At 55.8% G+C, this 13,082-nt stretch carries 13 protein-coding genes; 11 read left to right on the top strand and 2 right to left on the bottom strand.

The annotated features are described in order from the left end of the window. Window positions 1–223 precede the first annotated feature (223 nt). The 3 genes from ABD931_RS23285 to ABD931_RS23295 all read left to right on the top strand — a co-directional run bounded on the left by ABD931_RS23285 (window position 224) and on the right by ABD931_RS23295 (window position 3,630). Window positions 224–910: a Crp/Fnr family transcriptional regulator gene (locus ABD931_RS23285; RefSeq protein WP_345270420.1), complete on the top strand. Its 687-nt coding sequence runs from the start codon at window positions 224–226 to the stop codon at window positions 908–910. 17 nt (window positions 911–927) lie between these two features. Further along, on the top strand, window positions 928–1,170 hold the full coding sequence (locus tag ABD931_RS23290; protein ID WP_345270422.1) for a hypothetical protein: 243 nt from the start codon (window positions 928–930) through the stop codon (window positions 1,168–1,170). 138 nt (window positions 1,171–1,308) lie between these two features. Next, window positions 1,309–3,630, top strand: coding sequence for a DUF7133 domain-containing protein (locus tag ABD931_RS23295; RefSeq protein ID WP_345270423.1), 2,322 nt, complete (start codon window positions 1,309–1,311; stop codon window positions 3,628–3,630). 49 nt (window positions 3,631–3,679) lie between these two features. Here ABD931_RS23295 and ABD931_RS23300 read toward each other — a convergent pair whose 3' ends face one another. Then, complete coding sequence (locus ABD931_RS23300) at window positions 3,680–4,150, bottom strand: DUF4112 domain-containing protein (RefSeq protein WP_345270424.1); 471 nt, start codon at window positions 4,148–4,150, stop codon at window positions 3,680–3,682. A 346-nt stretch (window positions 4,151–4,496) separates the two neighbouring features. On the opposite strand from ABD931_RS23300, the gene ABD931_RS23305 reads away from it, so the two are divergent. The 8 genes from ABD931_RS23305 to ABD931_RS23340 all read left to right on the top strand — a co-directional run bounded on the left by ABD931_RS23305 (window position 4,497) and on the right by ABD931_RS23340 (window position 11,478). Then, a complete protein-coding gene (locus ABD931_RS23305; protein WP_345270425.1) occupies window positions 4,497–6,632 on the top strand; it encodes an elongation factor G in 2,136 nt (711 codons plus the stop codon). Window positions 6,633–6,886: 254 nt separating this feature from the next. Continuing rightward, entirely contained in the window at window positions 6,887–7,801 is a 915-nt protein-coding gene (locus ABD931_RS23310) for a pirin family protein (protein WP_345270426.1), read from the top strand. Between the two features lie 93 nt (window positions 7,802–7,894). Beyond that, window positions 7,895–8,374, top strand: coding sequence for an ankyrin repeat domain-containing protein (locus tag ABD931_RS23315; RefSeq protein ID WP_345270428.1), 480 nt, complete (start codon window positions 7,895–7,897; stop codon window positions 8,372–8,374). Window positions 8,375–8,422: 48 nt separating this feature from the next. Then, window positions 8,423–9,211: a DUF5958 family protein gene (locus ABD931_RS23320; protein WP_345270429.1), complete on the top strand. Its 789-nt coding sequence runs from the start codon at window positions 8,423–8,425 to the stop codon at window positions 9,209–9,211. A 240-nt stretch (window positions 9,212–9,451) separates the two neighbouring features. Further along, window positions 9,452–9,658, top strand: coding sequence for a sulfatase-like hydrolase/transferase (locus tag ABD931_RS23325; protein WP_345270552.1), 207 nt, complete (start codon window positions 9,452–9,454; stop codon window positions 9,656–9,658). A gap of 204 nt (window positions 9,659–9,862) precedes the next feature. After that, a complete protein-coding gene (locus tag ABD931_RS23330) occupies window positions 9,863–10,066 on the top strand; it encodes a hypothetical protein (RefSeq protein ID WP_345270430.1) in 204 nt (67 codons plus the stop codon). After that, on the top strand, window positions 10,056–10,238 hold the full coding sequence (locus tag ABD931_RS23335; RefSeq protein WP_345270431.1) for a hypothetical protein: 183 nt from the start codon (window positions 10,056–10,058) through the stop codon (window positions 10,236–10,238). Before ABD931_RS23330 ends, ABD931_RS23335 begins: the two co-directional genes overlap by 11 nt. Next, window positions 10,222–11,478 carry a DUF2264 domain-containing protein gene (locus ABD931_RS23340; RefSeq protein WP_345270432.1) on the top strand — a complete coding sequence of 419 codons (1,257 nt, stop codon included), beginning with the start codon at window positions 10,222–10,224 and terminating at the stop codon, window positions 11,476–11,478. Before ABD931_RS23335 ends, ABD931_RS23340 begins: the two co-directional genes overlap by 17 nt. A 40-nt stretch (window positions 11,479–11,518) precedes the next feature. On the opposite strand, the gene ABD931_RS23345 is transcribed toward ABD931_RS23340, so the two are convergent. Further along, window positions 11,519–13,042, bottom strand: a complete 1,524-nt coding sequence (locus tag ABD931_RS23345; protein WP_345270433.1) for a GH3 family acyl-acid amido synthetase — start codon at window positions 13,040–13,042, stop codon at window positions 11,519–11,521. Between the last annotated feature and the right edge of the window lie 40 nt (window positions 13,043–13,082).

A 13,082-nucleotide genomic window follows, 5' to 3' on the forward strand; every position in this document is an offset into this window, starting at 1 on the left:
GTGACCGTCTCGCTATTTCAGGAGCCAATCTCCGGCTCCGGATGCGGGTCGGCGCCCTGGCTTTCTGTTGATCAACGCCGTTTATGCCGAATTCGGCCCAGAAACGGCGTTTCAGCGCCAAAGTAACCAGCAGGTATGGCTGGACTGGCAGACTATTTGACTACAGCTTGACGACGGGGCAAGTCATACGCCCGCTAACAGAAACCCCTTAAAGACCACAACCATGACAGCGGAAGCAAAATACTGGTACCTGCGCAACCATCCCTTATTTGCCGTTCTGACGCCGGAAGAACTGCGGACCATTTGTGCCATCACGTCGTTCCGGACGGCCAGGAGGAACGAAATGCTTTATTTTTCGGAAGAAGAAGACCGCATCTTTTTTCTGATTCACGGCACCATCAAAATCGTGGACCTCGACGAAGACGGCACCGAAACCGTCAAAGAACTGCTGCACCAGGGCGATGCATTCGGGCAGGTAACGCTGGACTACCAGAACCCGAATGAATACGCGGTCGTCCTCACCGACTATGTTACCTGCTGTAGTTTTCGGACCGCCGATTTTGAGCGGGTTATCCGGCAGAACCCTCTGCTGGCGCTGCAATATACGAAGCTGGTGGGGCAGCGCTTCCGGCGACTGGAAAACCGCTATGCCAACCTGATGGGCAAGGACGTTCGGAACCGGTTTATTCTCTTCCTGCGCGAGTGGGCCAAGCGCGAGGGCAAATCGGAAAACGAAGCCGTTGTGCTGAAGAACTACCTGACCCACCAGGACATTGCCCTGCTGATTCGCAGCACCCGTCAGACCGTGACCCAACTGTTCGGCGAACTAAAGCAGGAAGGGCTACTCGATTACTCCCGTCGCTCCATCCTGTTGTCCAACTCGTTGTCCGTGCCGTTGTCAGCGGCCTGACGGCTTATCAACTCGTATTGTCAACTTATCGGCTGGACTTTCGGGTACCTGTCCGCAAGGGTGGGGTTACCGATCCCGAACCGTATCGCTACTCCGCTACCTACCTTGACGAACAGATGTATCTGGGCGTGGGCGCCAAGGCTTCCCTGGAACTATTTCCCGAACGGCCCGGCAAAAAGGCCAGCATACTGGGAGCCGCAGCCGCCGAAAACGTTCCCTTTGCGCGGTCCTGCAATGCCGGTATTTATGTAAGATGGTAGGTTATGGATTCACCGGCAGATTTTATGGTTAATTTTAACTATTCATGGCGAAGGACAGTTATATTTTCCGGACGTTGTACTTTTTTGATAAACGGGCCTGACCAACTGTTCCGGTTTTGATACGTGCCAACGCCACCTATGAAGAAATTGCTTTATCCGGTTATCACTGTATTGCTGACGGCGGTTCTCTTTCACTGCCAAACCAACAAACCAAAGGGGAGTTTCCCGAAAGTAACGGCTCAGGAAGGAGCGGGGCAGCCTGTCGATGTCCGCATGGATCGGGATCATTCGCCTGTTATTCCGGCTGCCGAATCAATGCGTTACATGCAGGTGGAAGACGGGTTTGCCGTACAACTCGTGGCCGCCGAACCCCTGGTGAATACTCCCGTCGCACTCTCCTTCGACAGCAAAGGCCGCCTGTGGGTAGTCGAGATGCAGGGCTATATGCCCGATACACTGGCTACCGGCGAAGAACGCCCGACCGGCAAAATAGTAATCCTGACGGATACAAACGGCGATGGGGTGGCCGACAACCGGACTGTCTTTCTGGACTCGCTGGTGCTGCCTCGGGCCATCTGCCTGATCGAAGACGGTATTCTGGTGGCGGAACCACCCAACCTGTGGTATTATGAAATCCGGAACGATAAACCCGGCCGACGCACCCTTGTCGACCCGAAATACACCGAAGGCGGTAATGTAGAGCACCAGCCGAACGGACTGCTGCGGGCGATGGACAACTGGATTTACAGCGCCAACGCCACCAAACGCTACCGCCGGAAAGGCGATACCTGGCTAATTGAGAAAACGCACAACCGGGGCCAGTGGGGTATCAGCCAGGATAACGTCGGCCGGCTGTATTACAACGACAACTCCATCAATCTGCTCGGCGACTATTTTATGCCGGGCGTAGGGGCTACCAACAAAAACCAGCGGGGTGTACCTGGCTTCAGCGAACGCATTGTTACCGATAACCGGGTGTACCCGGCCCGGCCGACGCCGGGCGTCAACCGGGGGTATATGCAGGGTGTACTCGACGACAGCCTTCGCCTGACCACCTTTACGGCCGCCTGCGGTCCGGTGGTGTACCGGGGTGAGCTGTTCGGCAGCAGCTATACCGGTAATGTTTTTGTGGCAGAGCCTTCGGCCAATCTTATCAAGCGCAACATCCTGGACGAGCGGGGCTATGTCACCCAGGGAAAGCAGGCCTACCAAGGCCGCGAGTTTCTGAGCAGCCGGGATGAACGGTTCCGGCCGGTCAGTTTGTACAATGGTCCCGACGGGGCGCTGTACGTAGTTGATATGTACCGGGGCATCATCCAGCACAAGACCTACCTGACCACGTATCTGAAAGGCGAAATTGCCCGCCGGGACCTGACACTGCCGTTAGCCTGCGGCCGGATCTACAAGGTAGTGCCGAAAAACAAAACCCTCCGCCGGGTGACGCTGCCCGACCAGCCCGAAGCCCTGGTCAGCCTGCTCAGCCATCCGAACGGCTGGGTACGCGATATGGCCCAGCAGCAACTCGTCGACGGCAAATTCACCCAGGTCATCCCGGCATTACGGCGGTTAACGAACGAAACCCATAACCTGCTGCCGGCCCTCCATGCATTCTGGACGCTGGAAGGGCTGGGTGCGCTGACCACCGACGATGTAGTGGTCTTTGCCCGGCAGCCGGCCTGGCCGCTACGGATGCAGGCCCTGAGTCTGCTGCCGGCTCTGCTGAACCAGACTACCTATGCCGCTTACCTGCCGGTACTGGAGCAGCTGGTGGCGCAGTCGGATACCCTGGCCGCCCCCTACGCGGCTTTTGCCGCTCAGGCCCTCCGTGCGGTTCAGCCGGCAACTGCCGATAGGCTGGTCCTGAACCTGGCCCGGACCTACGCCGACAACCGGTTTGTGGCCGGGGCTATCGTGAGTACGCTGGAAGGGCGGGAAGAGGCTTTTCAGCAGAAACTGACGGCCGAACTGCCCAACACCACAATGGCCATCCATAGCCAGTTGAACCGGGTCATTACCGGCTCGCGTAACGCCAGAGGCAACCGCGACCCGCAGGCGCTGACCCGTGCCTTCCCGAAAGGCGCGGCTCTGTTCAGCTCCTCCTGCCAGACCTGCCATGGGGCCGACGGCAACGGCATTAAAGCGCTGGCACCCCCGCTGAACCAGTCGCAGTGGGTAACCGGCGATAAAGATAAACTGATTGCGATTGTGCTGTTTGGCCTCACCGGTCCCGTCGACGTAAACGGCCATGTGTATAAAGCGCCGGAGATCAACGGCGATATGCCCGGCATCGGCTACAACAAAGAACTAGCCAACGAAGACATTGCCCAATTGCTCAGCTTTATCCGGCGATCCTGGCGGAACAATGCCGACCGGATCAGCACGGAGGAAGTAGCTGCCGTACGCCAGCGGCTGAAAGACAGGCAGAAAGCCTTCACTGTGGCCGAGCTGAACGGTTTGTAGCGCGTCTGTCCACCGAAAGCGGCTTTGGGTTTTCTGCCGGAACGGGCGTTTACGACGGCCAGGCCGCTATGATCAGGCTGTAAATGCCCCAGATCAGCAGACCGATAAACAGCAGCAACAGCAGCAAGACCGGGACAATAATCTTCCAGGCACCACCCCGGTGCCGGCCTTCAACATAATGCTCCCGCATCAGGCGCATGTTCCGCAGGTTTGCCTTAAAGGCAACATCAAAAATATCGCCGATGATGGGGACCGATCCCAGCAGGGCATCGATTACAATATTCAGCACCATCCGGGCCAGCACAAAGCCGCTGGCTCCGTTGCGGGCCATGATGGATACCATAAAACCCGACACGGCAAAGGTCGACAGGTCACCGGCACCGGGGATCAGACCAATCAGGGCATCCAGTCCGAACCGGATGTTGGTACCCGGAATCCGAAACTGAGCGTCCATCAGCCGGGCCAGATACTCCAGTTGCTTTAGCCGGGCCGGCGAGGTAATTATAGGCTCTCTTTCCATTGATATACAGTTTTGGATGTAGGATGTCAGTCTGACCAACCTGCTTGTTTACGATAAATAACCGGAGATGGTGCGATAACTGATTGCTGAACCTGTATTAATCTGTTGTTGTGTTACTAAACGGATTCGGGCACCCCGAAGTTTTCGTAAATAATCATTACCACTCCCTTCCCCTTTTTCTCTTCAATCCTTTGAACTTTCATTAGATAAAATTGCACCTTTCCGCTTCGCAATTTTTTAAAAATGATCTACCTTACTGAAGTGACAGCCGGGTGGTGGTATCGGTAGTCGGTCTGCTCCCGCCCTGTTGGTTAAGCAATTTGTCATTTTCAGCACACGGGATCTTATGAAAGCGTACGACGAAAAACACATCAAAAACGTGGTCCTGATCGGCCCCGCCAAAAGCGGCAAAACCACCCTTGCTGAGACCATGCTTTACGAAGCAGGTCTCCTTACCAGACGCGGCACGGTAGAAGAACGAAACACCATCTCCGACTACCACGAAGTAGAACACGAACGCGGCAGCTCCGTATACGCAACTTCCCTGCATACGGAATGGCGCGACTACAAAATCAACATTATTGATACCCCCGGCCTGGACGATTTCATTGGTGAGGTGATTACCTCCATCACCGTCTGCGATACCGCCGTCATTCTGCTCAACGCCCAGAACGGTGTAGAGGTCGGTACCGAACTGCTTTGGGATTACGTAGACCGGTACAATAAACCCACCATTCTGGCCGTCAACCAGCTCGACCACGACAAAGCAAACTATACCCAGACCATCGACGAGGCCAAAGCCTTTTTCGGGCCGGCGGTGACCATCATGCAGTATCCGCTCAACGCCGGCACGGGCTTCAACTGCATCATTGACCTCCTGAAAATGGTAATGTACAAATTTCCGGAGACGGGGGGCAAACCCCAGAAGCTCCCCATTCCCGACAGCGAAAAAGAACGCGCCGACCAGCTCCATAACGAACTCGTGGAGAAAGCCGCCGAGAACGACGAAGCCCTGATGGAGCAGTATTTCGAGAAAGGCAGCCTGGACGAAGACGAGCTGCGGGAGGGCTTGAAAATAGGCATGATGAAACACCAGGTCTTTCCGGTATTTTGCCTGTCGGCCAAAAAAGATATAGGAACCGGCCGCATGATGGGCTTTATCGACAACGTGGCCCCCTCGGCCGTGGATACGGCGGGCGAACTCACCGAAGAGGGTCAGGAAGTGCCGTACGACCCCGCCGGCCCCACCCGCCTGTTTATCTTCAAAACGCTGGTTGAACCCCGGCTCGGGCGATTGTCGTTCTTTAAGGTCATATCGGGTGAAGTGTCCGTTGGCATGGACCTGCAGAACGAAAAAACGGCTACGGCCGAACGCATCAGCCAGCTATTTATCGTCGACGGCAGAAACCGCAACCCCATTGACCGGCTCAAGGCGGGCGATATCGGCTGCACCGTGAAACTAAAGAATACGGCGACCGGCCATACCCTGAACGGCAAAGGGGCTACCGGCAACATCCGGCCCATTCAGTTCCCGCCGGCCAAAACGCGCACCGCCATTGTAGCCAGAAACAAGCAGGATGATGAAAAACTCAGCGAGGTGCTGAACGAAATTCACCTGGAAGACCCCACGCTGAACGTCGAATACAACCAGGAGGTGAAACAGGTAATTCTGGAAGGGCAGGGCGATTTGCACCTCACCGTAACCAAATGGAAGCTGGAAAACCTGTATAAAATACCCGTGGAGTACCAGAAGGTCCGGATTCCGTACCGCGAAACCATTCAGCGGCCGGCGCTGTCGTCGTACCGCCATAAAAAACAGTCGGGGGGGGCCGGGCAGTTTGGTGAGGTCTTCATTAAAGTGGAACCATATTATGAGGGTATGCCGCCCTTGAAAGACTACCCCGTGCGCGAAACCGAAACGGTGGATTTGCCCTGGGGCGGCAAACTGGTGTTTAACAACTGCATTGTGGGTGGGGTCATCGACGCCCGGTTTCTGCCGTCCATCATGAAAGGCATCATGGAAAAAATGGCCCAGGGACCGCTGACGGGCTCCTACGTACGCGACGTACGGGTGAGTGTATACGACGGCAAGATGCACCCCGTCGACAGCAACGATATTTCCTTCAAGATTGCGGGCATGATGGCGTTCCGGGAGGCCTTTCTCCAGGCCGAACCCCAGTTGCTGGAGCCGGTGCATGATATTGAAGTACTGGTGCCGGCCGGCCTGATGGGCGATGCGATGACCGAACTCCAGACGCATCGCAGCATGATACTCAACATCGACAGTGAGGGGAACAATCAGGTGATTCGGGCCAGAACCCCCCTGGCCGAACTGGATGTACTGCTGCCGGCGCTGCGCAACCTGAGTCAGGGAAAAGCTAAAGTCCGCAGCCAGTTTGCCGAATACTCGCCGGTGCCGTCTGAGTTGCAGAAGCGCATCAGCGAAGAATTCAGCAAAACGGAGCTGGCCGAAGTGCATTAAAGTACCTGGTGGTAGGCTGGCCCCTCCGGGGCAGTGGATAGTGGGGCGAAGGCTGTTCTACAAACCGCTGGATCCTTCCGGAGCAAAAACGCGTATGCACAGCAAGCGTGATACTTGTTGCTCCGGAAGGATCCAGCGGTTTGTAGCTCCGGTATACCGTTGGTTTGTGGGGATGCTCTGTAGGGGGAATCCATCAACGGCTGCATAGATCGGTAAAATCTTTATCTTTCCGCCCGGTAAGTCAACTTCTACACATGCTGGATATTGTTATTGAAGCCCGTCAGGCATCCATCAGCAACGGGTTTAGTGTACGGCGCATTTTGCCGTTCCGGTTACGGCGCATGGTGGGGCCGTTTATCTTCATGGATCATGCCGGCCCGGTTACCGTTGTCCCGGAGCAGCTGCCGGCCATGGACGTGCTGCCGCATCCGCACATCGGCTTGTCGACGGTAAGCTACCTTTTCGGTGGGCAGGTGACGCACCGCGATAGCCTGGGCGTGGAGCAGGTTATCCGGCCCGGTGAGGTCAATTGGATGACCGCCGGGCGCGGCATTGCCCACTCCGAACGGTTTGAAGACCCGGCCGCGCTGGCGGGCGGTACGCTGGAGATGATCCAGACCTGGGTGGCCCTGCCCGAAGCCGACGAAGAAAGCGCCCCGGCGTTTGACAACTACCAGCCCCAGGAGCTGCCGATCGTTACCGAACCCGGCGTCTGGATGCGGCTGATTGCCGGTAGCGCCTTTGGCCTGCGCAACGAGGTCAAAACCCATTCGCCCCTGTTCTACCTGCATGTGGTGTTGCAGCCCGGCGCCCGTTTTGGCCTGCCGCCGGGCTATCCGGAGCGGGGTATTTACGTCGCCAAAGGTAGTGTAGACGTCAGCGGACGTACGTACACGGCAGGGCAGTTGCTGGTATTCACCACCGGCACCGACCCGCTTATTCTGGCCCGCGAACCCAGTACGCTGATGCTGCTGGGCGGAGAGCCGCTGGGCGAACGCTATATCTGGTGGAACTTTGTCTCGTCCCGTCCGGAGCGCATTGAGCAGGCCAAAGCCGACTGGCAGGCCGGCCGTATTCAGTTGCCGCCCCACGATAATACCCAGTTTGTTCCCCTGCCGCAGGACAACTCCCGGCCGGCGGGAGCGCCACCCCCGCAGCCGTTGTCGTGAAACCGGTAGCCGGCTGATACCTTGCCGCTGACTGGTTGCCTATAAATTGTAATTAGGTTGTAATTTAGGGCGTCACACAACCCATAGACCACTATGACCGCCTTGATGAATGCTATCAATAAAAATAATCCTGCGCTCGTCCGGCAACTGATTCAGGACGGGGCCGATGTAAACGAACTGGATGCCAACCAGGATGCCCCGCTGGTCATGGCCGCTTATAAAGGCTATACCGACATTGTCAGGCTCCTGCTGGAAGCGGGTGCCGATGTCCGGGCTGTTGATCCGGGCATGAAAGCTACCGCCTTGCACGCGGCTGCCTATGCCGGGCGGACCGAAGCGGCTAAACTCCTGATCCAGTACAATATCGACATCAACAAGCAGGGGCCGTATAATGGGTATACCGCCCTGCACGATGCCATCTGGCAGAATAATGTTGACGTAGCCAGGGTATTGCTGGAGGCCAATGCGGATCTAAGCCTTCGGTCGAACGAGGGTAAAACGCCCCTGGATTTTGCCGTAGCCAAAAATCGCCGGGACATCGTAGCGTTGATCGAACACAAATCCGGAAAGTAATGCCGCGGCCCCTGTGCGGTACTACGCTCCTGGTAACCAACAGCAGCCATGAAACTAGAGGAGGAAATAGCACTCTGCCAGTTTGGGCAGGGAGTGCTCCCGGCAGACGACCTGCTTGGGCGTTTACATCGACTACAGGAAGAAGAAAAAAGGGATCTGTTTTATGAGCTGTATCTTGTGGTGATTCAAACCAAACAGGATGCCGGCGCTGTGGAGCAGGCCATTGCCGACTGCTCATTAGCAGGAACGGACCCCTTTTGTATGCTTCTAAAAAACCGCTGGTCGGAACCTGATTTCCGCTGGGAAACCATAGTTCCTGAACTACCTGATGAACTGCCTGAGGGTTCGTACGACAAGCCGTATTTGTTGCTGCTGCATTTATTCAAAGCCTATTACCAACGGCGTCACGCCATGCACCTGGAAGCGCCCGACAACTGGCGACACTGGGATTTGTCGAAGCCGGAAATCGTCGAGAACCTGCTCACCACCCACCAACTGTTGGTGGAGGATATATACCACAATCCCGACCTCCAGGACGACTTGCTGCGCTTAGCCAAACTTGAACATGAGAAGAAAAAAGCCATGCAGCCTATTCTGGGAAACCCTGTTCCGGTGACGCAGACCACGTATGATTTTGTGACGTATGATGATGTAATGACTGAATCGGCAAAAGTGTTTACGCTGGCAAGCTGGGCGTCAATAGCAAGGTATCACTTAACGGAGTCGCTGCTACAGGCCCTCAGCGCACAGTACGGATTAACCATTGACAAGGCCATACCTATCCTGAAGGAGGTAGTGGAGCGGCATATAACGGCAAGTAAAGATGATTGCCTCTAACCTGTTTACCCGTTTATGATTCATTATTATTGCTTACTTTGTTTTCTGCTGCTGCCGGCCATGCTCCGGGCGCAATCGAACCCGTCGGCACCGAAACCCCTGCCCAAAATTCCGGGGCGGCAAAACCCCGCAACGTTATTTTTATTCTGTCCGAAAACCACCGGTACGATGTCATGAGCTGCATGAAACCCACCGTGCCCCCCGCGCATCCGGCGCGGGGGTGCGCATTGTCCCGAAGCCATTTTGACTACGGCCCTCTGCTCGCCCAGTCGGGCCAGCATCCTGACGGGGCTGTACTCGCACCAGCACACCGTGGTAGATAACGTAGCGCCGGAGCCGCCCACGCTTACCTACTTTCCGCAATACCTCAAGCAGGCGGGGGATCAGACAGCCTTCATCGGTAAATGGCATATAGGTAACGACGCTGGTTCGGCGAGCACGGCCTGATCGATAAGCGGACCGCCTACGAAGAATCCAGGCGGGTGCCCTTAGGCCGCGCTTTGCCGACAGCGAAAACCCGAGCATGTTCTGAGGCACGAGTAATTGGCTGATCGCATCCAGCCGTGTTATTGTTAAAATATTTTTTTAACTTGTTGTTTACTTTTATACGAAAAGGTAAATTTATGAACCCTTACCATAAACCCTTCGTATATGGAACAGCGATATAACCTTTACATTACCTACACGGAAAATGGCTTCAGGGTTGAGATCGGCACAAAGCACCTGGTATCCGGCTCTATTGACCGGCTTTGTGAGCTGATAGCCAATGAGGTAGACAATCAGTTTAAGATTACACCGAAAGACGTTTGCCTGTGTATCTGTCTGAACGATGTATTGCCGGTCAATGCCGTATAAACCGGCCGGGCCGGATACGCCGGAGGTGGCGTGTCGGGGAACGCTGATTTTTGGTTACATTTACCGGCACCGCTTTCTGCCGTCAGCGCTGCACCAGCCCTGGCAGGCAGAAAGCGGTGACATTGGTACGTCCGACAATAAGCCCGTAATCAGCCATGAAGTTTCCCGGTAATCTGGTAGTATGGTTCAGTCTGTTCGTTGTCTTTGGAGCGAATGGCTGTTTGGCCCAACGAAAAGCAACCAGAACGGCGCATCCTGCCGGTACAACGGTGGGTGATCGCCGGTTCTGGTTGCGTGAAATGGATAAAATGAGCCGGCCGGTCCTTTCCAGTCTGGCCCACGACAGCCTGCGAATTGTCATGCCGAAGGTGGTTTCTATCCGGACTGATAACCGGGAGCAACGGCTACAGGTGCAATACCTGGAAGTGTTGGGCCGGGTACTCAGCGGCATTGCCCCCTGGCTGCAACTGGACGGGGGCGATGCCGACGAAGTTGCCTTGCGGAATCAGTACCGGCAATGGGCGTTACAAGGGGTAGCGAATGCACTTGACTCGACCAAAAACGATTATATGCGCTTCGACCTGGGTGGGCAGCAGCTTGTTGATGCGTCGTTTCTGGCACTGGCTATGGTACGGGCTCCCTGGCTGTGGGAACACCTGAGCCCAACAGATCAGACGCGGTTTATTAACGCGCTGAAACAGACCCGGCGGGTCAGACCGGCCTTTTCCAACTGGCTGCTGTTTCCGGCCATGATCGAAGCGTTCTTTGCCAAATACGGCTTCGAATGGGATCCTATGCGGATCGATTATGCCCTTCAGCAACTGGAGCAGTGGTATGTCGGCGACGGCATGTATACCGACGGTGTGCATTACGCCTTCGATTACTACAACAGCTACGTCATTCACCCGTACCTGGCGGCTATTGTCGACGTAATCGGCAAAAAGACCAACGCCTATACCCGCATGATTGCCGACATCCGGAAACGCAACCAGCGGTACGCCATCATTCAGGAGCGGCTGATTGGGGCCGATGGGTCGTTTCCGGCCACGGGCCGGTCGCTGGTATACCGGGGCGCGGCTTTCCACCACCTGGCCGATATGGCCTGGCGGAAAGCGCTGCCGGAGCAACTCCAGCCGGTGCAGGTACGCGGAGCCCTAACGGCCGTTCTCCGAAAAACCCTGGAAAGCCCAACTACCTACCGCAACGGCTGGCTCACCATCGGGCTGTACGGAGAACAGCCCGATATTGCCGACGTATATAACAACCAGGGCAGTATGTACCTGGCTACGGTCATTTTTCTGCCGCTGGGCCTGCCGCCCTCCGACCCGTTCTGGACCGCTGCGCCGGTAAAGTGGAGCGCTCAGCGGGTCTGGAGTGGTGAAGACGTTCCGCACGACACCAAAATCGACTAATCTATTGCCTGTGGGTGTTGTGTCAGATTTAGCTACAGCCTTATCCGGCTACCGTTGCCACAAAACCCTCAAACTCCAGGAAGTCCTCTTCCTTCATGACGCGGGGTATCTTGGTCTGACCGCCCAGCTTTTTGTATTCCTCGCTCCAGCGGTAGAATTTCTCTACCGGAATTACCGCGGCTTCTACTCCCTGGAGCGATTTGGTCCGGGCTACTTTGTAGTTCTTATTGTTTTCACACAACTCAGCATCCAGCGCGGCCGCAAACTGTTCGTTGTTAACGGCCTTGTCGGAGCCGATCACCCATTTGTTGATATACTCGCCGTTTTTGCGGATAGCCGCCACCACAAACTCTTTGATTTCCATATCGAACTGCCGCTGCATGGTCTCCATCGCTTTATTCATCTGATGCACCGGCAACTGCTCGCCCACCACGTTCAGGAAGTGTTTGGTGCGGCCGGTGATCTTTATTTCGGCGCGGGTTTTGTCGGTAAGCATAACCGTATCGCCGATCATGTACCGCCAGGCACCCGATACGGTAGAGATCAGCAGGACATAGTCGACATTCTCTTCCGCATCCTGTAGCGAGAGGACTTTAGCAGCCGGCTTCACCCGGCCTTCCTCATCCATGTTCTCCTCGGTAAATGGCACAAACTCAAAGAAAATGCCGTTGTCGACGATCAGCGCCATCGACGTAGTATCCGGTCGTTTCTGCGTCGCCAGGTAACCTTCGGAGGTCAGGTAGGTGTCAATGTACGTCAGCGGCCGGGCCAGCAGCTTTTCGAAGCTTTTGCGGTAAGGCTCAAACGCCACCCCGCCGGAGGTGTACACCTGCAGGTTCGGCCAGATGTCGTGAATGGTATCCAGCTTGTTGTAGGCGATGACTTCTTTCAGCATCATTTCAATCCACGACGGAATGCCGCTGAGGCTGCCGATGTCCCAGGTGGGGGCCTCCTGCGCAATGCGGTGAACCCGCTCATCCCAGTCCTGAATGGAAGCAATCTCAACCCCCGGTTTATAGAACCCCCGGAACCAGGCCGGCAGGTTGGCCGCGCTGATACCGCTGATCTCGCCTTCCTGGTGGTCATCTTTTTCGATCAGGCTCACGCTGCTGCCCAGCATCATGATCTGTTTGGTGAAGAAATCGGATGGCAGGTCGAAGTTTTTCAGACTCATCACCTGCTGGATACCCGACCGGCGGATGGCGTCCAGCATATCATCCGTGACGGGGATGTATTTGCTATGGCTGGTGGTGCCGCTGCTGAGGGCAAAGTAGTTCTGACCACCCGGCCAGGTTACGTTCTGATGCCCTTCCAGCAGGTAGTGCCACCAGTTTTTGTAGAGGGTATCGTAATCGTGTACCGGCACTTCCTGCTGAAAGGCCTGCACTGGATCAGCGCTGTCCAGGATTTTGCCGAACGTATGTTTTTTGCCGAAAGCGGTTAGTTTCGCTTTGGTTAGTAGCTGCTGTAACACCTCACGCTGGGCCGTGGCCGGATCAGGATCGGAGGTGAGCAGGCCATATACATCAATTGCCCGTTTTATTAATTCGCCAATAACTGCCATAAAGACTCTTGTATAAATGCTAAGCGGTTAACTCCGGGTG

The sequence above is a fragment of the Nibrella viscosa genome (assembly GCF_039541875.1).
Classification (GTDB): domain Bacteria; phylum Bacteroidota; class Bacteroidia; order Cytophagales; family Spirosomataceae; genus Nibrella; species Nibrella viscosa.

Bases quoted from the DNA above. Each gene is read 5' to 3' on its own strand.
- ABD931_RS23285 (WP_345270420.1), top strand. From the start codon at position 224: ATGACAGCGGAAGCAAAATACTGGTACCTGCGCAACCATCCCTTATTT.
- ABD931_RS23295 (WP_345270423.1), top strand. From the start codon at position 1,309: ATGAAGAAATTGCTTTATCCGGTTATCACTGTATTGCTGACGGCGGTT.
- ABD931_RS23300 (WP_345270424.1), bottom strand. From the start codon at position 4,150: ATGGAAAGAGAGCCTATAATTACCTCGCCGGCCCGGCTAAAGCAACTG.
- ABD931_RS23305 (WP_345270425.1), top strand. From the start codon at position 4,497: ATGAAAGCGTACGACGAAAAACACATCAAAAACGTGGTCCTGATCGGC.
- ABD931_RS23310 (WP_345270426.1), top strand. From the start codon at position 6,887: ATGCTGGATATTGTTATTGAAGCCCGTCAGGCATCCATCAGCAACGGG.
- ABD931_RS23315 (WP_345270428.1), top strand. From the start codon at position 7,895: ATGACCGCCTTGATGAATGCTATCAATAAAAATAATCCTGCGCTCGTC.
- ABD931_RS23320 (WP_345270429.1), top strand. From the start codon at position 8,423: ATGAAACTAGAGGAGGAAATAGCACTCTGCCAGTTTGGGCAGGGAGTG.
- ABD931_RS23330 (WP_345270430.1), top strand. From the start codon at position 9,863: ATGGAACAGCGATATAACCTTTACATTACCTACACGGAAAATGGCTTC.
- ABD931_RS23335 (WP_345270431.1), top strand. From the start codon at position 10,056: ATGCCGTATAAACCGGCCGGGCCGGATACGCCGGAGGTGGCGTGTCGG.
- ABD931_RS23340 (WP_345270432.1), top strand. From the start codon at position 10,222: ATGAAGTTTCCCGGTAATCTGGTAGTATGGTTCAGTCTGTTCGTTGTC.
- ABD931_RS23345 (WP_345270433.1), bottom strand. From the start codon at position 13,042: ATGGCAGTTATTGGCGAATTAATAAAACGGGCAATTGATGTATATGGC.